This window comes from Actinomadura sp. NBRC 104425 (assembly GCF_030269545.1).
In the GTDB taxonomy this organism is placed as follows: domain Bacteria; phylum Actinomycetota; class Actinomycetes; order Streptosporangiales; family Streptosporangiaceae; genus Spirillospora; species Spirillospora keratinilytica.
In genome coordinates this window covers 123,599-146,204 of the sequence record NZ_BSTN01000016.1, presented here as the reverse complement: position 1 = coordinate 146,204, position 22,606 = coordinate 123,599, and the positions used below count along the sequence as shown (strand labels likewise).

Below are 22,606 nucleotides of genomic sequence, written 5' to 3'. Positions count from 1 at the left end.
GGTCCTGGTGTTGCACGATGGGTAGACTGACGCGACCTTGCGCCCGAGATTCGGTCCGCTCCCGGTCTTGACACGCGGACCGCCGATCCGGCGAACGCCAAGCCGAACGCCAGGCAGCGACGAACGCACTCAGCGAGCGGAAAGTATGCAGTCACCAGGTCACCACAACAAGTCCATTTCCGGCACCCTTCTCAAGCTCCTCGGCAGCGGGCCGGCCCCTTCGGGCGGCCCCGGCCGCACCGTCCCCACCGCGGGCGACGGCGAGATCGTGCAACCCGCCGCCGGAGAGGGGGCGCTGGAAAACCACCTCGGCGGCGACGAGGCGCGCAACTACCGCAGATACGAGTACGAGATGGTCGCCCCGCACGTGGGGCGGTCCCTGCTGGAGGTCGGCTCGGGTCTCGGGCACTTCTCCGAGCAGTTCGTCGGCCGCCTCGACTACCTCGTGGTGAGCGACAACGACCCGTACTGCGTGGGCGAGCTGCGCAAGCGCTACGACGGCGACGACCGGGTCGAGGTCATCGACCTGGAGCTGCCCGCCGAGATCGACATCCGGCGGCGCGTCGACACCGTCGTGATGATGAACGTCCTCGAGCACATCAAGGACGACGTGCAGGCCCTCAAGGACCTGGCGGCGGTGACCGAACCGGGCGGCCGCATCGTCATCTGGGTCCCCGGCTACATGCAGCTGTACGGCGACTTCGACCGCAAGGTCGGCCATGTCACCCGGTACACGCCCCAGACGCTGGGCCGGACGGTCCGCGAGGCGGGCCTGGTGCCGCAGGTGCTCAAGCCCATCAACCTGCTGGGCGGCATCGCCTGGTGGCTGGCGGTGCGCCGCGGCGGCGCCGGCTACCCCGACCCGCGGCTGGTCAAGATCTACGACCGGACGGTGATCCCGGTCACCCGGGCCATCGAGCGGGTGGTGCGCCCGCCGTTCGGGCAGACGGTCTTCTGCGTGGCGCGCGTCCCCCGCTGACGTCCGCCCGCCCGCGCGACGCCGCGTCGCGCCGACGCCCTGCGCCGGCCTCCCGAGCCGCCGCGGACGGGCCCGCCTCCCCCAGGGAGTCAATGCCGTTGGTTTTGGATATGCCAATGGGCACGTTGCGCGATGGCCGCAGCGCGTGCGCGCGTCCAGACTGGGTGACGGCCGGACGGGTCACGGACCGCCTCTCCGAGCGGAGGAGCGCCGCGTGCTTCCACGGACCGTGGCGCGAAGGCCAGCCACCGAAGTTCCCGTGTGGTCCGACGAACCGGTGGCGGGGGTCCGGGAGGGGAGGCCCCCGCCACCGGCTTCCCAGGGGCCGGACCCGGCGGCGCCGAGCCCGGGGCTATGCGCGGCGGGTGGCGCAGGCGGGCCGACCGGCCCCATCCTCCGTGCCGCCGTGCGTCCCGCCGTCGCCGGCGGGCCGGGCGGCGGTGAACAGGCCGAGCCGGTGCGCGGTGGCCGCGGCCTCGCCCCGGCTGGCGACGTCCAACTTGCCCAGGATGTTGGACACGTGCACGCTGGCCGTCTTGGCGGAGATGAACAGCGCCTCGGCGATCTCGCGGTTGCTGCGGCCCTGCGCGACCAGCCGCAGCACCTCCAGTTCGCGCGGCGTGAGCCCGAACGCCGCCGCGCCGTCCGCCCCCTCCGCGCCGCCGGCGCCGCGCGGCAGCCGGCCCCGCCGGAACAGGTCGTCGATGCGCTCGGCCAGCGGCCGCGCCCGCAGCCGCGCGGCCAGGTCGGCGGCGTGCCGCAGCCGCTCGGCCGCGCCCGCCCGGTCGCCCGCGCCGATGGCGGCCTCCGCGGCCCACACCAGCGCCTCGGCCTGCGGGTAGGGCCGCTTGATGGCCGCCCACGCCGCGGCCGCCTCGTCCCATGCCCGCCGGTCGAGCACGCCGCGCACGCGCGCCGCCTGCGCCAGGTAGGTCAGCCGCTCGGCCCGCTGCGCCGGACCGCGCACGTCCAGCCCGGCCGCCCGCGCCTCGATCAGCGGGAACGCCGGCTCGCCGGCCAGCAGCGCGTCCTCGTCCTCGCCCAGTTCGGCGCACGCGGCGGCGGCCAGCGTGAGGACGGGCCAGGCGTAGCGGGCGTCGTCCGGTAGGCCCACATGCTCCAGCACCGGGACGACCGACTCCAGCGCCTCCCGGTGGCGGCCCTGCGCCAGCCGCAGCTTGGCCTGCAGGCGCAGCGTGGCGAACAGGTCTTGGGTCTTGCGCCACATCACCTCGCGTGCCAGGACGAGCCTGGCCTCCGCCTCGGCCAGGTCGCCGCGCGCCAGGGCGATCTCGCCGGCGAGCACGACCAGGGAGGTGCGGATGGTCAGCGGCGGGTCCTTGTCGAGGGCCTGGCGCAGGACGGTGCGCGCCTCGTCCCAGCGGCCCAGCGACACCAGCGGCTCGGCCAGGTTGATGGCCAGGAACGTGCCCTTGGTCCGTGCCATGCCCAGTTCGTCGGCCAGCTCCATGCCGCGCCGGGCCACCTCGGCGGCCTCCTCGTGCCGCCCCGCGCCCTCCAGGAAATGCGACCGGATGACCTCGAGCCGCGTCAGCGGGGCGCTGCCGCCGGCCCGCCGCGCCGCCCGCTCGGCCGGCTCGGTCACCTCCAGCCCGGCCGAGTAGTCGATGTCGACGCACAGCAGCGTGAGCAGCGCCTGCGCCTCGGCCGCCGGGTCCTGGATGCGGCGGGCGATCGCCAGCGACTCCTCGGCGGCGGCCTGGGCCTCCTCGGTGCCGTGCAGCAGCCGCCCGTACTGCGCGAGCGTGGACAGGGCGCGGGCCCGCTCGGGACCCGGCGGGTCGGTGGGCAGCAGCCGCACCGCCTCCCGCAGGTCCTCGATGAACCCGGGACGCGCCAGCTCGTAGGACATGCGTCCGCGCCGCTCCAGCAGGCGGGCCCGGCGGATGTCGATGTCGTCGCCCCGCTCGGCCTCCAGCTCGCGCAGTGCGGAGGTGGCGAGCTTGATGCCCAGCTCGTATTCGCCGGCCTGCTCGGCGGTGGCGGCGGCCTGCTCCAGCACCTCGATGCGGCACGCGCCGATGCGTTCGGCGGCGTCCGGGACGCGGTCCCACAGCTCCAGCACCCGCGACAGCATGGACAGGCACTCGGCGTAGGCGACGGCCTTGCGGGTGTCGCCCGCGGCCCGCCACGCGCTGACCAGCGCCCACGTGGTGTCGTGCGCCCAGTACCAATGGTGGCTCAACTCCACCCACAGCCGGTCGGCGGGGACCAGGCCCGGGTCGTCCTCCATCGCCTGCGCGTACCGCGAGTGCAGCCGGCTGTGCTCGCCGGGCAGCAGGTCGTCGTGGATGGCCTCGCGGATGAGCGCGTGCCGGAAGGCGTACCCGTCGCCGTCCACGACCAGCACGTTGGCGGCGACGGCGGGCCGCAGCACGCGGGCCAGCCGGGCGTCGTCCAGGCCGGAGACGGCGGCGAGCAGGGCGTGCTCGATGCGGGTGCCGCCGCCGCTGGCGTCGCGCAGCACCTCCTGGGTCTCCTCGGGCAGCCGCTGCACCCCCACCAGCAGCAGGTCGCGCAGCGACTCGGGCAGCTCCGACGGCAGCGAGCCGTCGCTGTCGAGCAGCGCCTCGACGAACAGCGGGTTGCCCTCGCTGCGGGCGTGCAGGTCGTCGACGATCCGGGCGGGCGGCTCGCGCCCGAGGATCCCGGCGGCCAGCTCGGCGACGTCGGCGCGCGACAGCCGGGCCAGCTCGATCCGCCGGACCCGTTCGACCCGGTCCAGCTCGGCCAGCAGGCGGCGCAGCGGATGGGTGCGGTGCAGCTCGTCGGTGCGGTAGGTCAAGATGATCAGCAGCGGCGCGGTGCCGAGATTGCGGATCAGAAACGACACCAGGTCGCGGGTGGAGCGGTCGGCCCAGTGCGCGTCCTCCACGACCAGCACCACGGGGGCGCGCTCGGCCAGCCGCTCCAGCAGGGTCAGCACCAGCTCGAACAGCCGGGCGCGCTCCTCGCCGGTGGCCGCGTCGGTCTCCGGCTCGCCGAACTCGGGCAGCAGCCGGGCCAGGCCGGAGGGGTCGCAGCGCGGCAGCAGCTCGGCGACGCCGTCGATGCCGATGTCGCGCACCAGCTCCCGCAGCACGGCGGTGAACGGGGCGAACGGCAGACCGTCGGAGCCCAGCTCCAGGCAGCCGCCGACCAGCAGCCGGGGCGCGGCGGGGGCGTCTTCGGCGCCGCGCAGCCGGGCGGTGAACTCCTTGATCAGCCGGGACTTGCCCGCCCCGGCCTCGCCGCCGAGCAGCACGGCGCCCGGCGCGCCGGCCAGGGCCTCCCGCAGCTGCGCCAGCTCGGCCGACCGGCCCACCAGCACGGGACTCAACACGCGTGCGCTCACACGCCCAGCATGCCAGCCGGCTGCGACAGAACCCGATCGATTTTCGCCGGGTGAGATCGGGCGGCCCCGTCCGCGGTCGTGGCGCGCCCCGGCAAGTCAAGCAGTCGCTTGGTTGCGCATCGTCGGCGTGGAAGCGATGTGAAGGCCGTGTGAAAGAGCCCGTTCCTAATCTGGATTTGCTACTGCGAGGAAACGGTAAAGCGCTCCGGCGGGCACGGGGGCCGAACGCACCGCCGCGACGCGCGCGCCGCCGCGCGGGCAGGCTCTGTGGAGCGGAGGACTCGGGGGAATGGACCGCACCTATCCGCTGGACACCCATCCGCTGGACACCTATCCGCTGGATACCAATCCGCTGGACACCTATCCGCTGGACATCGCGGCACGCGCCGCCAACCTCTCCGAACGGGTGCAGGTGGTGTCCGCGCTGGGCACCGACGGCGAGCCGGACGGGCGGCTCGGCCGCAAACCCCCGCCGGACGCCTACGGCATGTGGAGGCTCGAACGCCTCGCCGGCAGGCTCGCCGTCCGGCGGCCGGACGACACGGCCGCGGGGCATGCCGGCTCCCTCCGGTACACGCGGCAGGCGCTCGTCGAGACGCTCACCGCCTACCGCCGCCACGAACGCGACCCCGGCGCCCGCGCCGCCCGCGTGCTGCGCGAGCTGCACCAGGCCTGGCTGCCCGCCTACGAGGCCGCGCTGAACGGCATCCGCGAGGCCGGGCCCGCCGCATCCGATGCGGCCCGGCGCGCGTCCGACGACCGCCACGGCCGCCTGGCCGCCGCGTGCGAGCCGTTCCTGGCCGAGCTGGCGCGCCGCCTCACCGGCCTGCGCGTCGCCGGGCTGCCCGTGCGGCCCCGCGTGGCCGACGACTTCCAGCGCCACCTGCTGGAGCGCTTCGAGCCCGCGCTCGCCCGCGCCGTCGAGACCGACGCGCGCGTCCACCTCGACCTGAACGGCGGCCTGGACGCCGGCGACGCCGCCGACAACCTGGCCTACCTCGACGAGACCTTCGCCGACGCCGCCGCCTACCACCGCTTCTACCTCGACTTCCCGGTGCTGGGACGGTGGCTGGCGCACGTCACCGCGCTGCTGGCCGACCATGGCCGCCTGCTGCTGACCCGGCTGGGCGCCGACGCCGACGCGCTGGCCGAGACCCTGTTCGGCGGACGCCGGATCACCGCGGTCCGCTCGGTGCGGCCGGGCCTGTCGGGGCCGTACGCGGGGGCGCGGTCGGTCACGGTCGTGGAGGTCGAGCTCGGCGACGCCCGCGCCCACCTGGTCTACAAGCCGCGCTGCGTGCGGGCCGAGGCCGCCTACCAGGGGCTGCTGGCCCGACTGCGCGACGACGGCGTGCTGGACTTCGCGGTGCGTCCCGTCCTGGTGCGCGACGGCTACGGGTACGAGGCGCTGATCCCGTCCGGCCGCGCCGCCGTGCCCGACCAGGCCGGGGCCGAGCGCGTGCACCGCGAGTTCGGCGGCCACCTGGCCTGCTTCTACGTGCTCGGCGGCGAACTGCGCCCCGGCACCGTCCTGGTCGCCGACGGCCGCGTGCACGTCGCCGACTGCTCGACCGTGCTGGGCGTGCCGTCCCCCGAGGAGGCCGGGGCGTTCGGCACCCTCGCCGACTCCGTGCTCGGCCCCGCACTGCTCGACTGGCCCGCGATCGCCGACATTCTGCCCGGCCTCCTGCTCGACGGCGCGCCCGTCCGCACCGCCGACCACACCGACGCCGTCCGGGACGGCTTCTGCCGCGTCCACCGGTGGTTCGAGCAGTGGCCCGACACCGCCGTCGAGTGCGTCACCGGGCTGTTCGCCGGCAGCCGCGTCCGCGTGCACGGCCGCGACCCCGGCGAGTACGCGGACCTGCTGCGCTCGGCCGCGCGGCCCCGCAGGCTGATGGACCCCCTCGAAGCGGACCTGCTGTTCGACTCCGTCCGCGACCGGGCCGGCGAGGGTCCCCCCCCTCCGGCCTGGGAGCTGGCGTCGCTGTGGCGGCTCGACATGCCCCTGTTCGAGGTCGCGGCCGACGGCGACCGCGTCACCCACGACCACCGGACACCGCTGGGCGCCCGCCTGCCCGCCACCCCCCTCGACCGCGCGGCGGCGCGTATCCGGCGGCTGGCCCCGGGCGACCGCGCCCGGCAGGCCCGCTACATCGCCGCCGGGCTCGGCCCGCACGGCCGCCTCGGCCGGCTCGCCGGGTTCGCCTCGGGCGAGGTCACCGACCCCGACTTCGCCGCCGCGGCCGTCGACCGCGCCGTGCGGATCGGCGAACGGCTGTGCGCGATGCTGCGCGGACCCGACGCGCCCGCCCCCTGGACGTCCTACCAGTGCACCCGCGACGGCAAGGTCGAGGTCGACGTGGAGGGCGACCTGTACCTGGGCACCGCGGGCATCGCCCTGTTCCTGGCGTACCTGAACGAGGAGAGCCCCCGGCCGCAGTTCCGACAGGCGGCGCGGCGCGCGCTCCAGCACGCCGCCGGGCAGTGCGGCCGCCGCGGCATCGGCGCGTTCACCGGCACGGGCGGCCTGGTCTACGCGCTCACCCACCTGTACGCGCTGTGGGGCGACCTGGCCCTGCTCAACCTGGCCGTCCGCCTCAGCCGCGATATCGCCGACCGGATCGACCGCGACCGGCACCTGGACGTGCTCGGCGGCGCGGCCGGGCTCATCCCCGTGCTGCTCGGCCTCGCCCGCGCCACCGGCGGCACCGCCGGCCTCGACGTCGCCCACCGCTGCGCCGACCACCTGCTGCGGCGGGCGAAGGCCGACCGCGGCACCCTGTGCTGGCCGCGGCCCGACCGCCCCGGCGCCCACCCCGGCCTGACCGGCTTCGCCCACGGCGCGGGCGGCATCGGCTGGGCGTTGATCGCCCTCGGCGCCAGCACCGGCGGGGCGGAGTACATCGAGGCCGGCCGGCGCGCTTTCGCCTACGAGGCGCGCCGCTTCGCCGAGGCGGCCCCGGACGGCGGCGACCCGCCCGGCAGGCCCCGGCACGGCAACGCCTGGTGCAACGGCGCCGCGGGCACCGGCCTCAGCCGCATCCACAGCTGGGACCTGCTGGGCCGCGACGACCAGTCGCTGCTGGACGAGGCGCACCGGGCCGTCACGGCGACGATGCGCGACTTCCCCCGCCTGATGAACGACTCGCTGTGCCACGGCCGCTGCGGCAACGCCGAACTGTTCCTGCGCTACGCCGAGCTGCGCGACCGGCCCGCGTTCCGGCTGGAGGCCGACGTCCAGGTGCAGACCCAGTGGCAGAACCCGATGCCGGAGGGCGACGGCTTCTTCCCCGGCCTGATGCTCGGCCTGTCCGGCCACGGCATGCACTTCCTGCGCCTGGCGCACCCCGACCGGGTGCCGTCCGTGCTGCTGCTCGACCCGCCGCCCGGCCTCACATAGCGGTCAGCCCGGGGTCGTCGCGCAGGATGGCCAGCTGGAGCCGGCGCAGCTCGCGGCCCGGCTCGACCCCCAGCTCTCGGCGCAGCCGCTCGCGGACGCTCGCATACGCCTGCAGGGCCTCGGCCTGCCGTCCGGACCGGTACAGCGCCAGCATGAGCTGCCCCCAGAACCGCTCGTGGAACGGGTGGCGGCGGATCAGCGCGCGCAGCTCGCCGATGAGCTCGCCGTGCCGGCCCAGCGCCAGGGCCAGGGCGTTGCTGCGTTCGACCGCGCGCAGCCACTGCTCGGTCAGCTTGGGCACCACCTCGCGGTGCAGCGACTCCGACGGCACGTCCGCCAGCGGCGGCCCCCGCCAGATCGACAGCGCCTCGGCCAGCGCGGCCGACTCGCCCGCCGGGTCACCGCGCCGGGCCGCCCGCCGCGCGTCCCGCAGCAGCTCCTGGAACCGCAGGTGGTCCAGGTGGTGCGGGGGCGCGGCGATGCCGTACCCGGCGGCCGTGGTGCGGATCATCGTGGACGCGGTGGGCTCGCCGCGGTCGAGCGTGTGCCGCAGCCGCGTCAGGCAGGTGTGCAGCGCCCCGCGGGCGTGCTGCGGCCGGTGCCGCCCCCAGACCCGCTCGACCAGCTCCTCGACGGGGACGATCTCGTTGGCGTCCACCAGCAGCGAGGCCAGCAGCACCCGCTGCCGCCCCGCCGGCACCCGCACCGGCCGGTCGCCGACGGTGACCTCCAGCGGTCCCAGAATGTGGAAACGCGACTCGTGCGTCAATGATCAACTTTCACCGAGTGTGTCCGTGGTTCCGCCCCGACCCCCAGGACACCCAGCAACCTAGCCAGTCATCTCACTCTCTGTAACGAGACCGGCGGGTCATGAATACCTCACCCCGCGGACGGGCACTTAGGGGGGCGCGCTCGCGCCAGCCGATCCGCCGCCCGGTCAGGCGGAACAACGCGGCGGCCGGCAGCAGGTAGCCGGGGACGAGCTCAAGCCCGGGGCCGTTGACGCGGGTGGGGCCGTCGCGAGCGCTTCCCGTCGTCGCCCTACGACGTCGAGGGGGTTTGCAAATCGTCGCCGGGCTGGGCGGTATCGCGTGATGCGGTGCGGATGACCTGGTCGAGGATCTCGCGGGAGTTGACCAGATCGTTGATCTTGCGGTCGATGCGGTCGCGTTCGGTGATCAGGTCGGCGACCAGGCGGGGGGTGGCGATCTCGGAGGGGCCGCCGTCCGCGTCGCGCATGCAGGGGAGCAGTTCGGCGATCTTCTTGCTGTGCAGGCCCGCGGCGTACAGCTCCTGGATGCGGATGACCCGGTCGACCGCCTGCTCGGGGTAGTCGCGCTGGCCGCCGGGGGTGCGGTCGGGGACGAGCAGGCCCTGGTCCTCGTAATAGCGCAGGGAGCGCGTGCTCACGCCGGTGCGCCTGGCGAGTTCGCCGATCCGCATGAGGGACCTCCCAGGCTTGAACTTCACATCGATGTCAACTTTTACCATGCCGGCATGGCTGACAACGAGCTCTACGACTACAGCCCGATCACCGAGCGTCCGACCATCAGCTGGCCCGGCGGCAAGAAGGTCGCCTTCTACGTCGGTCTCAACGTCGAGCACTTCCTGATCGACCGTCCGTCCACCAGCATCTGGCCCGGGACCGCCGACCTGGTGCCCGACGCGCTCAACTACGGGTGGCGCGACTACGGGGTCCGGGTGGGCATCTGGCGGCTGGCGGAAAGCCTGGACCGGCACGGCGTCCGGGCGAGCGTGCTGCTGAACTCCGATGTCGTCCGCCACTATCCCCAGATCGTCAAGGCCGGGGTGGAGCGGGACTGGGCCTGGCTGGCGCACGGGCGCACCAACTCGGTCCTGCACACCGGAATGGACCCGGACGAGGAGCGCCGGGTCCTCACCGAGATCGTCGAGACCATCGCGGAGGGGACGGGGCGGCGGCCGCGCGGCTGGATGGGCCCGGGGCTGACCGAGACGTTCAACACGCCCAGGCTGCTCGCCGAGCTGGGCCTCGGCTACGTGCTCGACTGGACCAACGACGACCAGCCCTACCCGCTGAAGGTGCCCGGCATGATCAGCGTCCCGTACACGGTGGAGTTGAACGACCTCATGCTGTTCGCCAAGGGCACCACCGGGCCGCAGTTCCTGCAGATCGTCAAGGACCAGTACGAGCAGCTGCGCGCCGACTCCGAGCACAGCGGACGCGTGATGGCGCTGGCCCTGCACCCCTTCGCGATCGGCCAGGCCTTCCTGGCGAAGTACTTCGACCAGGCGCTGGAATACCTGGCGGCGCAGCCGGACGTCTGGCTGACCACCAGCGACGAGATCGCCGAGCACTACCGCCGGACCGTGCTCGGCGAGGGCGCGTGACGGTCGGCGAGAGGGGGCGGTTTTGTGCAGGTGGGTCGCGTAGGCGATGCTGGGGGCGTGCCAACGGAGACTGTTGCCGGTACCGCGGGGCTGCGCGACTTCCTGCACGGCCTGCCCGGGGTGGACCAGGTCGGCGTGGAGGAGCGGGCCAAGCGCCTGGCCACGCGTTCGATCAAGACGTCCGCCAAGGCGCAGGCCATCGACGCGGCGATCGCGATGGTGGATCTGACGACGCTGGAGGGCGCCGACACCCCGGGCAAGGTGCGGGCGCTGTGCGCCAAGGCGCTGCGGCCCGACCCCGACGACCCGAAAGTGCCCCGGGTGGCCGCCGTCTGCGTCTACTCCGACCTGGTCGGGGTGGCGGTGGAGGCGCTCGAGGGCAGCGACGTGAAGGTCGCCAGCGTCGCGACGTCGTTCCCGTCCGGGCGGGCGCCGCTGGCGGCCAAGCTCGCCGACACCCGGGCCGCGGTCGAGGCGGGCGCCGACGAGATCGACATGGTGATCGACCGGGGCGCGTTCCTCGCCGGCGACTACGGCAAGGTGTTCGACGAGATCGCCGCGGTCAAGGAGGCGTGCGGGGACGCGCACCTGAAGGTGATCCTGGAGACCGGCGAGCTGGTCACCTACGACAACGTGCGGCGCGCGTCCTGGCTGGCGATGCGGGCGGGCGCCGACTTCATCAAGACCTCCACGGGCAAGGTGTCGCCCGCGGCGACGCTGCCGGTCACGCTGGTGATGCTGGAGGCCGTGCGCGACTTCCGCGCCGCCACGGGACGGCAGGTCGGGGTGAAGCCGGCCGGCGGCATCCGCACCACCAAGGACGCGATCCGGTACCTGGTGCTGGTCAACGAGACCGCCGGGCCGGACTGGCTGACCCCCCAGTGGTTCCGCATCGGCGCGTCCAGCCTGCTCAACGACCTGCTGATGCAGCGGCGCAAGCTGGCCGACTGCGTGTACCAGGGCCCCGACTACTTCACCGTGGACTGACGTGATGAACTTCGACTACGCGCCCGCGCCCGAGTCCGCCTCGATCGTCGACATCCGTCCGTCGTACGGGCTGTTCATCGACGGCGAGTTCACCGACCCGGCGGACGGGCGGTCCTTCAAGTCGGTGAACCCGGCCACCGAGGAGGTGCTGGCCGAGATCGCCGAGGCGGGCGCCGAGGACGTGGACCGGGCCGTCGCCGCCGCGCGCGCCGCCTACGAGAACGTCTGGGGCCCCATGCCGGGCCGGGAACGCGCCAAGTACCTGTACCGGATCGCCCGGCTGATCCAGGAGCGGTCGCGCGAGCTGGCCATCCTGGAGTCGATCGACAACGGCAAGCCGATCCGCGAATCGCGGGACGTGGACCTGCCGCTGGTCGCGGCGCACTTCTTCTACCACGCCGGCTGGGCCGACAAGCTGTCCTACGCCGGGTACGGGCCCGACCCGCGGCCGCTGGGCGTGGCCGCGCAGGTCATTCCGTGGAACTTCCCGCTGCTGATGCTGGCCTGGAAGATCGCCCCGGCGCTGGCGTGCGGGAACACCGTCGTGCTCAAGCCCGCCGAGACGACCCCGCTGACCGCGCTGGTGTTCGCCGACATCTGCCGGCAGGCGGACCTGCCGAAGGGTGTGGTCAACATCGTCACCGGCGCGGGCGAGACGGGCCGGCTGCTGGTCGAGCACGACGGTGTCGACAAGGTGGCGTTCACCGGCTCGACGGAGGTCGGCAAGCAGATCGCGCGGTCGGTGGCCGGCACGCGCAAGAAGCTGACGCTGGAGCTCGGCGGCAAGGCCGCCAACGTGGTGTTCGACGACGCGCCGCTCGACCAGGCGGTGGAGGGCGTCGTCAACGGCATCTTCTTCAACCAGGGGCACGTGTGCTGCGCCGGGTCCCGGCTGCTGGTGCACGAGCCGATCGCCGAGGAGCTGCTCGACCGGCTGAAGGCGCGGATGGCCACGCTGCGCGTCGGCGATCCGCTGGACAAGAACACCGACGTCGGCGCCATCAACTCGGCCGCGCAGCTGGAGAAGATCCGGATGCTGTCACAGGTCGGCGAGCGGGAGGGCGCGCAGCGCTGGTCCCCGCCGTGCGAGCTGCCGGACCGCGGCTACTGGTTCGCCCCGACGCTGTTCACCGGCGTCGCGCAGTCGCACCGCATCGCCCGCGAGGAGATCTTCGGGCCGGTGCTGTCGGTGCTGACGTTCCGCACCCCCGACGAGGCCGTCGCCAAGGCCAACAACACCCCCTACGGGCTGTCGGCCGGGGTCTGGACGGAGAAGGGCTCGCGCATCCTGTGGATGGCCGAACGGCTGCGCGCCGGGGTCGTGTGGGCCAACACCTACAACAAGTTCGATCCGACGTCGCCGTTCGGCGGCTACAAGGAGTCCGGGTTCGGCCGCGAAGGCGGACGGCACGGGCTGGAGGCGTATCTCAATGTCTGAGGCGGGGGGTGTGGGGGGTCGTCCCCCCACAGGGAGCATGTCTGAGGCGGGGGGTGTGGGGGGTCGTCCCACCGAGAAGATGTCTGAGCAGAGGCTGGCTGTCCGCAAGACGTACAAGCTGTTCATCGGGGGAGCGTTCCCCCGGTCCGAGTCCGGCAGGACCTACCCCGTGAACGCACCCGAGGGCCGCTTCCTGGCCAACGCCTCCCAGGCTTCGCGCAAGGACGTGCGGGACGCGGTGGGCGCGGCCCGCAAGGCGTTCGGCGGCTGGTCGGGGCGCACCCCCTACAACCGGGGGCAGATCCTCTACCGCGTCGCCGAGATGCTGGAGGGACGGCATGCGCAGTTCGTCGACGAGCTGCGCGCCGCCGGGCTCGGCGGGAACGCGGCGGCCCGCGAGGTGGACGCCGCCGTCGACCGCTGGGTGTGGTACGCGGGCTGGGCCGACAAGCTCGGCGCGGTCGCCGGGTCGGCCAACCCCGTCGCCGGGCCGTACTTCAACTTCTCCACGCCCGAGCCCACCGGGGTGGTCGGCGTGGTCGCACCCGACTCGCCGCTGCTGGGGCTGGTGTCGGTCGTCGCGCCGGTCATCGTGTCCGGCAACACGTGCGTGGTGGTCGCGTCCGAGCCGGCGCCGCTGCCCGCCGTCACGCTGGCCGAGGTGCTGGCGACCTCCGACCTGCCGGGCGGCGTCGTCAACATCCTCACCGGGCGGCGCGCCGAGCTGGCGCCGTGGCTGGCGTCGCACCTGGACGTCAACGCGCTCGACCTCGCCGGCGTGCCGGACGAGCAGGTGGGGCCGCTGGAGGAGGCCGCCGCGGGCAACCTCAAGCGCGTGCTGCGCCCCACCGGCGACGACTGGACCGGCGACCAGGGCACGCGGCGCCTGACCGCGTTCCTGGAGACCAAGACGGTGTGGCATCCGGTGGGCGTTTGACGCGTTTGAGCCGGACATTCTCGGAGAGTGTGCAAGCGGACGGTGTGTAGAGCCCGACCAACAGTGGAATAGTCCCCCCACAACTGATCATCACGGGGGGTAGATCAGTGGCTACCAGAACCGCATCGCGTACGGCGTCGAGCCGAGGTACGGCCGGTCGTACGAAGAGCGCCGCCAAGAGCGCCATGAAGAGCGCGACCAGTGCGGCCGAAAGCGCGACGCGCGGCGCGACCAAGCGTGCGAGCGGCGCGAAGACCGCCGCGAAGACGGCGGCCAAGCGCACCAGCGCCGCGCGCGCCACCGCGTCGCGGACCACCGCCACGGCCCGGCGCAGCACCGGCACGACCGCCGCGCGGCGCGGTACGACGGCGCGCAAGTCCGCGACATCCCGGGCTTCCACGTCGCGGGCCGGCGCGTCCCGGACGGCGTCGCGCGCCGCCACCGGCGCCAGCCGCACGCAGACCGCGGCGGCCAGCAAGGTGACCCAGGCGGCGACGCAGGCCAAGTCGGCGGCCACCCAGATGAGGTCGGTGGCGTCCAAGGCGTCCTCGTCGGCCAAGGCCATGACCGCCATGACCAAGGCGATGACGACCGCGACGAAGGCGATGGCCGACGCCGCCAGGGCGATGAGCTCCGCGGCCACGGCCATCACCAAGGTCAAGCCGCCGACGGCCGCCGGGACGACGGCCGGGCGCCGGTCCACCACGTCCAGGACGCGCGCCGCGACCACCGGACGCTCCACGACGGGACGCTCGACGACGGGACGCACCACCACCGGACGCGGCACGACCGGACGTGCCACGACGTCGCGCGCCAAGGCCGCCGGCACCGGCACCCGGCGCGGCACGACCGGCACCACGACCGCACGCCGGTCGACGGCCTCGTCGCGCACGGGCACGACCCGCAAGACCGCGGGAACGTCCAAGGCGAGCACGGCCAAGGCGGCCACGACGCGCCGCACCGCGACCGCCGCCAAGCCGCGCGCGACCCGCGCCCGGTCGGCCACCGCGGCCGAGAAGGCCGCGCCCGAGCGGCCTGCCGAGGAGACGACGACGGCGCAGACCTCGCCGTCCGAGCAGCCGGCGCCGCACGTCGAGCCGAAGTCCGACCTGGGCCTGCCGCACTCCACGAGCACCGACGGGGGGTTCCTGTCCGGGCTGGCCGACGGGGGCGGCTCGCGAGAGGGTGCCTGACCGGCAGCGTCGCCCCGTCTCGCCGTTCCGTGCGACGCGCCGCGCACGGCCCGCGGACGTGCCGCCGACGCCCGCGGCACGAGCCCGCGGGACGGGGCTTCGCCACCGCTTCCCACCCGGGGACGGGGGTCCCATGGACGAGAAGGACATCCTGGAGCGCATCGGCGACTACGTCGCCGAGGAGCAGCGGCTGCGCGAGCGGTACCAGCGGCGGGAGCTGAGCGGGGCCGAGGAGCACCGCCGCCTCCGCGAACTGGAGGTCGCCCTCGACCGGTGCTGGGATCTGCTGCGCCGGCGCCGGGCCCGCCGGGAGGCGGGTCAGGACCCCGACGACGCCGAGCCGCGCCCGGCCGGCGAGGTCGAGGACTACCTGCAGTAGGGCACCGCCCGCGGCACGACGGCGCGCGCCCGGCCCGATGTCGGCGCGCCCGGCGTCACATGCGCTCGGGGGTGGGCACTCCCAGCAGGTGCAGGCCGGTCTCCAGGGTGCGCAGGGTCGCCGCGCACAGCGCCAGCCGCGACGCCTTGGTCGCCTCGTCGGGCGCCTGCAGGACGGGGCAGTTCTCGTAGAACGTCGTGTAGGCGTCCGCCACCGAGAACACGTAGGCGGCCAGCTTGTGCGGCTCGGCCGACTCGCCCGCCTGCGCGACGGCCGCGCCGAAGCCCAGCAGCCGCAGCGCCAGCGCCCGCTCGGCCGGATGCCCGATCCGCACGGGACCGGTGACGGCGCTGGGGTCCACACCGCCCTTGCGGAAGATCGACCGGATCCGCGCCGCCGCGTACTGCAGGTACGGGCCGGTGTTGCCCTTGAAGGCGATCATCCGGTCGAAGTCGAAGACGTACTCGCTGTCGCGGGCCACCGACAGGTCGGCGTACTTGACCGCGCCGATGCCGACCGCCTCGACGATCCACGCCCGGGTGGCCTCGTCGAACGCCTCCTCGTGCGGCACCTCGTCGAAGGCCCGGCCGGCCCGCTCGACCGCCTCGTCCAGCAGCTCGGCCAGCTTGACGGTGCCGCCCGCCCGGGTGCGCAGGATCTTGCCGTCGGTGCCCAGCACGTTGCCGATCTGGGCGTGCTCGGCGCGCACCTCGTCGTTCAGCCAGCCCGCCATCCGGGCCACCGCGAACACCATCTGGAAGTGCAGCGCCTGCGGCGCACCCACCACGTAGATCATCCGGTCGGCGCGCTCGACGTCCACCCGGTACCGGACGGTGGCCAGGTCGGAGGTGGAGTAGTTGTAGCCGCCGTCCCGCTTGCGGATGATCACCGGCAGCGGCTCGCCCTCCCGGCCGGTGAACCCGGGCGGGAACGCGCACAGCGCGCCGTCGCTGAGCGTGGCGATGCCCTTGTCCTCCAGCTCCTGGACGGTCGGGCCGAGCATGTCGTTGTAGAAGCTCTCGCCCTTGATGTGGTCGTCGGTCAGCGTGATCCCGAGCCGCCGGTAGACGGAGTTGAAGTAGCGCTTGGAGACGTCCACCAGGATCTGCCACAGCCGCAGCGTCTCGGGGTCGCCCGCCTGCAGCTGGACCACCCGCTGCCGCGACCGCTCGGCGAACTGCGGGTCGCCGTCGAACTTCTGCCGCGCCGCCTGGTAGAACGCGGTCAGGTCCGACACCGACGAGTCGTCCCGCGCGGCGGCGTCCTCACCGAGGTCGAGCAGGTGCTCGATGAGCATGCCGAACGGGGTGCCCCAGTCGCCGACGTGGTTGTCGCGGACGACATGGTGCCCGAGGAACTCCAGGATGCGGGCGATGGAGTCGCCCACGATCGTGGTGCGCAGGTGCCCGACGTGCATCTCCTTGGCCACGTTCGGCGAGGAGTACTCGACGATCACCTTCTGCGGCGACTCGACCGGCGGCACGGCCAGCCGCTCGTCGGCCAGCATCCGGCCGGTCTGCTCGGCGATCCAGGTGTCGCTGAGCGTCAAGTTGACAAAGCCCGGCCCGCTGACCTCGACCTTGGCGATGACGTCGCCGGTGTCCAGGTGCGCCACGATCTCGTCGGCCAGCTCTCGCGGCTTGCGGCCCGCCTTCTTGGCCAGCGCCAGGGCGGCGTTGGCCTGCAGGTCGGCGAACTGCGACGGCCGGATGACCGGGTCGGCGTCCGCGTACGACGGACCGAGGACGGCGGTGAGCGCGTCCCGGACCCGGGAGGCGAGGACGAGTTGAGGATCGGGCATGGCCCAAGGTTATCGGTGCCGCCCCCGTGCCCCGGTAACGAATACCGGACGTGCCGCGGGTCAGGGGCTCGCGGGCGGCTCCTGGCCCTCGGCGACCAGTTCGTGGCGGCCGCCTTCGCCCGCCTCCTCGCCCGGGGCCTTCCCGGCGGGGTCGTCGCCGCCCGCGTCGGCGGCGGACGGCTCCGCCGAGGGCTCGGCGGCCTTGTCCTTGTCGTCGCGGTCGCTGTGCGTCCACCGGCCGAACCGGGACGTGCGGGTCGCCGCGACCTGCTCGCGGACCTTCTCCACGATGTGTCCGGCGGCCAGGTCGTGGGCGAGCGCGCAGGCCGAGGCGATGGCGCGGGCGTGCGAGGCGCCGTGCGCGATGACCACCGTGCCGTTCAGGCCGAGCAGCACCCCGCCGCCGTAGGTCTCCGAGTCGAACCGCTCGCGCAGGCCGAGCAGCCGGCGGCGCTGCAGCAGCGCGCCCACCCGGGCGGTGCGGGTGGCGGTGAGCGCCGCGCGGACCTCGGCGGAGGCCATCCGCATGGCGCCCTCCAGGGTCTTCAGCGCCACGTTGCCGGTGAACCCGTCGGTGACCACGACGTCCACGGCGCCGCTCAGCAGGCCGTCGCCCTCCACGTTTCCGGCGAATTCGATGCCGGGCTGGCCTCCGGCCAGCAGCTCGTAGGCCCGCTTGGTGACCTTGTCGCCCTTGCCCGGCTCGGCGCCGATGTTCAGCAGCCCCACGCGGGGCCGCGGCAGGCCGAGCCGCACCTGCGCGTAGGCGGTGCCGAACGCGGCGAACTGCACCAGCGTCTCGGGTTTGACGTCGGCGGTGGCGCCCGCGTCCAGCAGCACGGTGGGGCGCGGACGGGTCGGCAGCGTCACCGCGATCGCCGGGCGCATCACGCCCTGCTGGCCCTTGAGCCGCAGCCGCGCGGTGGCCACCACGCCCGCGGTGGTGCCCGCCGACACCAGCGCCGACGCCCGGCCCTGCTTGACCAGGTGGCAGGCGATCGCCACCGACGAGCGCGGCTTGCGCCAGCTGGCCAGCGCGCCCTCGTCCATGCTGAGCGCCTCGTCGGCGTGCACGATCGGGATCTTCCCGGCCATGCCGAGCCGGTCCAGCCGGGCCCGGATCCGCGGCGCCTGCCCGACCAGCACCAGCCGGACCCCGTGCTCGCGCACCGCCGCCACCGCACCCGTGATGATCTCGTCGGGGCCGTGGTCGCCGCCCATGGTGTCCACCGCCACAGGGGCGGGCCCGGCCCGCCGCGCCGTACGGTACGACGGCTCGGATCGGCCGGTCATGTGGGGCTCCAGGGTGTCTCCAGAGCGTGCTCCAGGCGTGTGCGGGCGTCTCCCGGGCGTCTCCCCGGCGCCGGGCGGGGGAGAAGGACGGGTGCTGCCGGGTGCTGCGGCGCCGCCCCGATGCCGGACGGCGATGACGGCAGCTCATCGCATGGTAGGCCGTCCGCCCGGATGCCGTGACCGCCGGGTCGCCTCCGGGCGCCGCCGTGTCGCGTCCGCGGCGCGGCGCAGGGCGCGCGGTTCGCAGGCGTCCCGCGGGGCGGCTTGCGGGGAGGGGCCCGGTCGCGGATCAGCCGCCGCTGGTGCGGCAGTCCTCGCCCAGGCAGGTGCTGTTCTCCACCAGCGGACGCCCGTCCACCAGGATCGTGAAGTAGTTCCGCCGCGTGCGCTCGTCGCCGGTGCCGATGACCTGCACCGGCCTGCGGTCGCCGGTGACGCCTTCGCAGCCGACGCGCAGCCGGTCCTCGGTCCAGCCGGGGATGTCGCGGCAGCGCAGCGCGCCCAGCAGGCCGATGCCGCGGGCGCGCAGCTCGTCGGCGGCGGTTCGCGGCAGGACCCGGCGCAGCTCCTCCTGGCTGCCGTACCGCGGCCCCCCGCGTCCGGCGAGCACCAGGTAGACGACGCCCGTGACCGCGCTCACCACCGCCAGGGCGGCGATCCCGACGACCATGGCTCTGACGCGCGCGATCTCCACGGCTGTGACGTCACCCGGTGGCGGCCGGACATGCCGGTCCGCGCCCGGATTTTCCCCGATCATGCGATGTCCTTGCGGACTCATCGCCGTCACCGCGTGCGCCCGCCCTGCCGATGTGCACGCCGATGAGCACGCCGATGAGCACGCCGATGTGCGCGCCGATGTGCCGGCCGTGCGGCGGCCGGTCAGGTGCAGGCGCGGCCCAGGCAGTCGGCGGTCATCACGCTCCGCCCGCCGACGGTGATCACGTAGTGCTCGCGCGGACGCCGCGTGTCGGCCTCGGTGGCGACGCCCGCCACCACGACGGGCGCCCCCTCGGCCGTACGGCCCGTGCAGCGGATGCGCATCACCGACTCGGGCCTGCCCGCCCGCGTGGTGCACGACAGGCGCCCCCGGAGGCGGACGCCGCGTTCGCCCAGTTCGACGGCGGCGCCGTCGGCGACGGCGTTGCGGTAGGCGCCCTCGGAGATGCGCTTCATCACGTCGCAGCCGCTGAGCGCCGCCACCAGCAGCAGCACGGCCGGCAGGACGGCGGTCACCCGCCGCACGCGCTGCCTTCCGGAGCGGCTCCGGCGGTGCCCCCGGGCCCCGTCACCTCGGCGACCGCGGCGGCGACGGCGGTCGGCTCGTCGATCATCACCATGTGCCGGGCGTCGCGGAGCAGCACCTGGCGTCCGCGCGGGCTCATCGCGGCCAGCTCCTCATGCGTTCTCCTCCACTGTTCGGCGCGGCGGGTGCGCAGGTCGCCCAGCGCGGTCAGCACCACCAGCGGGACGGGCGGGAAGGGACGGCGGCGGCGCAGCCGGTGCAGGTCGAGGGCCATCTCCCGGTAGGCGAAGTTCTCCGCGAGCACCGTGGCGACCACCGTGCCGCGCCCGTACACCCGCCTGATCAGGGCCGGGGACGCCACGTCGCCGCGCCGGCCGGTGCGGCTCAGCACGATCCGGCGCCCCGCCGGGCCGACGATCCCGGCGAGCCCGGTGGCGTCCAGCAGCCGGGCCAGCACCACGGTCAGCGGGGTCAGCGCGGCGGCCGTGCGGAGCAGCACGCGCGGGTCGCGTTCGGCGCTCGGATCGACCAGCACCAGTCCGGCGACCAGGTCCGGGCGCAGCCGGGCCAGCGCCTCGGCGGAAAAGGCGGCCATCGAGTGCGCCACCGGCACGACCGGCGTCCCGGCCGCCTCCGCCAGGTCCTCCAGGATCCGCAGGTCGCGGCGCAGGCTGGGCGGGGCGTGCCCGGCCGGGCTGAGGCCGAGGCCGGGACGGTCGAACGCGATCGTCCGGTGCCGCCCGGCGAGCAGGTCGACCACCCGCGTCCAGTCGAACCAGGCCCCGCCGAGCCCGCTCGTCAGCAGCGCGACCGGGCCGTCGGCGGGGCCGCGCACGACCACGTGGACCTGTTCGCCTCCCGCGTACTCGACCCTGCTCACCGCGCCGCCTTCGTCGGCTCCGGCGCCTCGGCGGGGAGCCGCGCGGCGCGGCGTTCCTGGGCCAGCGCCCACGTGACGGCCAGCAGCCCCAGCACCAGCACGGCGATCTGGCCGCGCTGGATGATCCCGAGCCACCGGCCCTCCACCATCGCCGCCATGGTGGCCAGCGCGAGCAGCGTCTCGACGGCCGCCAGCGGCAGCCCCCAGCGGGCCAGCGCGGGCCAGCGCCCGTACCGGCGGGCGGCGATCGCCAGTGCCACCAGCGCCGCCACCCCGAAGGCGATCACCAGGCTGCTGGTGACGGCGTGGAACTCGTGTGAGAACGACACGTTGCCCGACCGTTCGCGCAGCGCGCACCCCGACTCCAGGCTGGGCGCGCAGTCCAGCGGGAACACCGCGTCGCCGATGGCGCACAGCCCGAACAGGGCCAGCAGGATCCAGCCGGTGACGGCCCAGCGCAGCCCCCGGGCGGCGCGCAGTGCGAGGAGCGCCACGATCATCGTCAGTACGCCGGTGGCGAAGTCACCGCCGCTGTAGACGGAGTGGTACGGCTGGTCCACCGCCGACAGCTCGCTGACATAGCTGTTGATCACGTCGATGTCGGGGCTGAGCAGGTGTTCCAGCAGGAAGGTGTTGTAGGCGACGGCCGCCAGGCCGGCCAGCGGCACGGCGAGGGCCGGTACGCCCTGGTCGCGGTGGCGCTCCGGTGCGTCCACGTCCCCCCTTGTGTCGGCACGGCATCCGCGGCGGTGACGTTGCCCAGCATAGGGACGCGGGGGTTCGAGCTTTGGCACGACCCGTTATCGATCATGCACGGGTCGGCTGCGTTGCCCGGCGATGTCATAGTTTGTCAGGCTTGTGGTTGACCAGCATCTTTGTACCGTAAAGGGGGTACCTCTTTAGGATCCACGGGGGTTCGACCACCGGCACCGGCGGCGGGCCCCGTCGGGATCACCCATCAGACGACGCGCCGACGGGTGCGTTCCCCGCTGACAGTCAAGGAGTGCCAACACGTGACATTGGTGAACGACGCGGCTCCCGCGGTGCGATCCACCGGTCGCAAGTTCCGCGCCTTCACGGCCAAGCATCTCGACGAGCTCACCGCGCGCGCGGGGCTGACCCCTGAGCAGCGGCTCGCCACCCGGGCCGTGGCCACGGTCCTGCCCTTCCGGACCAACGCCTACGTCGTCGAGGAGCTCATCGACTGGTCCGCAGCCCCGGACGACCCCATCTACCGGCTGGTGTTCCCGCAGCCGGACATGCTCCCGGCCGACGACGTCGCGCACCTGAGCGACCTGCTGCGCCGCGACGCCCCCAAGGCGGAGATCGACGCGGCCGCGCACGCCGTCCGCATGCGCCTCAACCCGCATCCCGCGGGCCAGATGGAGCTGAACATCCCCAGCTTCGGCGACGGCAAGATCCCCGGGCTCCAGCACAAATACGACGAGACCGTGCTGTACTTCCCCAAACAGGGGCAGACCTGTCACGCGTACTGCACCTACTGCTTCCGGTGGGCGCAGTTCGTCGGCGAGCCCGACCTGAAGATGGCCGGGGACGACGCCCTCCAGCTGCGCGACTACCTCAAGGCGCACCCGGAGGTCACCAGCGTCCTGTTCACCGGCGGCGACGCCATGATCATGGGCGAGCCGGTGCTGCGCCGGTACGTCGAGCCGCTGCTGGAGCTGGAGCAGCTGGAGTCGATCCGCATCGGCACCAAGGCCCTGGCGTACTGGCCGCAGAAGTTCGTCACCGACCCCGACGCCGATGCCCTCCTGCGGCTGTTCGAGCAGGTCGTGGAGTCGGGCAAGAACCTGGCCTTCCAGGCGCACTTCACCCACCCGCGCGAGCTGGAGCCGCTGGTCGTCACCGAGGCGGTGCGCCGCATCCGCGACACCGGCGCGGTGATCCGCACCCAGGCCCCGCTCATCCGCACCATCAACGACGACGCCCGCGTGTGGGAGACCATGTGGCGGCAGCAGACCCGCATGGGCATGGTGCCGTACTACATGTTCGTCGAGCGTGACACCGGCCCGCAGGACTACTTCGCCGTCCCGCTGGCCCGGGCGGTGGACATCTTCCGAGACGCCTACAGCAACGTCGCCGGCATCTCGCGCACCGTCCGCGGCCCGTCCATGTCGGCCACCCCCGGCAAGGTGTGCGTGGACGGCGTCACCGAGGTGGCCGGCAAGAAGGTCTTCGTGCTGCACTTCATCCAGTGCCGCGACGCGAGCCTGGTCAACCGGCCCTTCTTCGCCGAGTACGACCCCGAAGCCGTGTGGTTGGACGATCTCAAGCCCGCCTTCGCCGACCGCTTCCCCTTCGAGGGGTGATACGCCTACCCCTGACGG

The 22,606-nt window shown here is 73.9% G+C and carries 18 protein-coding genes; 9 read left to right on the top strand and 9 right to left on the bottom strand.

Features of this window, described 5'->3' with window-relative positions; all coding sequences use genetic code 11:
* The first annotated feature begins 145 nt into the window (after positions 1-145).
* The gene (locus QSK22_RS23095) at positions 146-979 is read left to right on the top strand and encodes a class I SAM-dependent methyltransferase (protein ID WP_285496406.1); all 834 of its coding nucleotides are present in this window, start codon (positions 146-148) and stop codon (positions 977-979) included.
* A 352-nt stretch (positions 980-1,331) separates the two neighbouring features.
* Here the strand turns inward: QSK22_RS23095 and QSK22_RS23090 are convergent, their stop codons facing one another.
* The gene (locus QSK22_RS23090) at positions 1,332-4,334 is read right to left on the bottom strand and encodes a helix-turn-helix transcriptional regulator (protein WP_285496405.1); all 3,003 of its coding nucleotides are present in this window, start codon (positions 4,332-4,334) and stop codon (positions 1,332-1,334) included.
* Positions 4,335-4,623: 289 nt separating this feature from the next.
* On the opposite strand from QSK22_RS23090, the gene QSK22_RS23085 reads away from it, so the two are divergent.
* The gene (locus QSK22_RS23085) at positions 4,624-7,737 is read left to right on the top strand and encodes a type 2 lanthipeptide synthetase LanM family protein (RefSeq protein WP_285496404.1); all 3,114 of its coding nucleotides are present in this window, start codon (positions 4,624-4,626) and stop codon (positions 7,735-7,737) included.
* Here QSK22_RS23085 and QSK22_RS23080 read toward each other — a convergent pair.
* Positions 7,730-8,506, bottom strand: a complete 777-nt coding sequence (locus tag QSK22_RS23080) for an AfsR/SARP family transcriptional regulator (protein WP_285496403.1) — start codon at positions 8,504-8,506, stop codon at positions 7,730-7,732. The two genes, QSK22_RS23085 and QSK22_RS23080, sit on opposite strands and share 8 nt — an antisense overlap.
* Positions 8,507-8,778: 272 nt before the next feature.
* On the bottom strand, positions 8,779-9,180 hold the full coding sequence (locus tag QSK22_RS23075; protein WP_285496402.1) for a MerR family transcriptional regulator: 402 nt from the start codon (positions 9,178-9,180) through the stop codon (positions 8,779-8,781).
* 54 nt (positions 9,181-9,234) lie between these two features.
* On the opposite strand from QSK22_RS23075, the gene QSK22_RS23070 reads away from it, so the two are divergent.
* The 6 genes from QSK22_RS23070 (at position 9,235) to QSK22_RS23045 (ending at position 15,041) form a co-directional block, all read left to right on the top strand.
* Entirely contained in the window at positions 9,235-10,107 is an 873-nt protein-coding gene (locus QSK22_RS23070) for a polysaccharide deacetylase family protein (protein WP_285496401.1), read from the top strand.
* A 57-nt stretch (positions 10,108-10,164) separates the two neighbouring features.
* Positions 10,165-11,094: a deoxyribose-phosphate aldolase gene (gene deoC, locus QSK22_RS23065; protein WP_285496400.1), complete on the top strand. Its 930-nt coding sequence runs from the start codon at positions 10,165-10,167 to the stop codon at positions 11,092-11,094.
* Between the two features lie 4 nt (positions 11,095-11,098).
* Positions 11,099-12,532, top strand: coding sequence for an aldehyde dehydrogenase family protein (locus tag QSK22_RS23060; RefSeq protein WP_285496399.1), 1,434 nt, complete (start codon positions 11,099-11,101; stop codon positions 12,530-12,532).
* A gap of 79 nt (positions 12,533-12,611) precedes the next feature.
* Positions 12,612-13,469 carry an aldehyde dehydrogenase family protein gene (locus QSK22_RS23055; protein WP_285496398.1) on the top strand — a complete coding sequence of 286 codons (858 nt, stop codon included), beginning with the start codon at positions 12,612-12,614 and terminating at the stop codon, positions 13,467-13,469.
* Positions 13,470-13,654: 185 nt separating this feature from the next.
* Positions 13,655-14,662, top strand: a complete 1,008-nt coding sequence (locus tag QSK22_RS23050) for a hypothetical protein (RefSeq protein WP_285496397.1) — start codon at positions 13,655-13,657, stop codon at positions 14,660-14,662.
* A 133-nt stretch (positions 14,663-14,795) separates the two neighbouring features.
* The gene (locus tag QSK22_RS23045; protein WP_285496396.1) at positions 14,796-15,041 is read left to right on the top strand and encodes a DUF2630 family protein; all 246 of its coding nucleotides are present in this window, start codon (positions 14,796-14,798) and stop codon (positions 15,039-15,041) included.
* Between the two features lie 55 nt (positions 15,042-15,096).
* On the opposite strand, the gene argS is transcribed toward QSK22_RS23045, so the two are convergent.
* The 6 genes from argS to QSK22_RS23015 form a co-directional block, all read right to left on the bottom strand.
* On the bottom strand, positions 15,097-16,842 hold the full coding sequence (gene argS / locus QSK22_RS23040) for an arginine--tRNA ligase (protein WP_285496395.1): 1,746 nt from the start codon (positions 16,840-16,842) through the stop codon (positions 15,097-15,099).
* A gap of 60 nt (positions 16,843-16,902) precedes the next feature.
* On the bottom strand, positions 16,903-18,135 hold the full coding sequence (gene plsX / locus QSK22_RS23035; protein WP_502872353.1) for a phosphate acyltransferase PlsX: 1,233 nt from the start codon (positions 18,133-18,135) through the stop codon (positions 16,903-16,905).
* Between the two features lie 289 nt (positions 18,136-18,424).
* On the bottom strand, positions 18,425-18,829 hold the full coding sequence (locus QSK22_RS23030; protein WP_285496394.1) for a hypothetical protein: 405 nt from the start codon (positions 18,827-18,829) through the stop codon (positions 18,425-18,427).
* Between the two features lie 185 nt (positions 18,830-19,014).
* Positions 19,015-19,368, bottom strand: coding sequence for a hypothetical protein (locus QSK22_RS23025; RefSeq protein ID WP_285496393.1), 354 nt, complete (start codon positions 19,366-19,368; stop codon positions 19,015-19,017).
* Entirely contained in the window at positions 19,365-20,258 is an 894-nt protein-coding gene (locus QSK22_RS23020; RefSeq protein WP_285496392.1) for an alpha/beta fold hydrolase, read from the bottom strand. Before QSK22_RS23020 ends, QSK22_RS23025 begins: the two co-directional genes overlap by 4 nt.
* On the bottom strand, positions 20,255-20,974 hold the full coding sequence (locus QSK22_RS23015; RefSeq protein WP_285496391.1) for a DUF998 domain-containing protein: 720 nt from the start codon (positions 20,972-20,974) through the stop codon (positions 20,255-20,257). The genes QSK22_RS23020 and QSK22_RS23015 overlap by 4 nt, the downstream gene beginning before the upstream one ends.
* A 297-nt stretch (positions 20,975-21,271) precedes the next feature.
* Between QSK22_RS23015 and QSK22_RS23010 the strand changes: the two genes are divergently transcribed.
* Entirely contained in the window at positions 21,272-22,588 is a 1,317-nt protein-coding gene (locus QSK22_RS23010) for a KamA family radical SAM protein (RefSeq protein ID WP_285496390.1), read from the top strand.
* Positions 22,589-22,606: the final 18 nt, after the last annotated feature.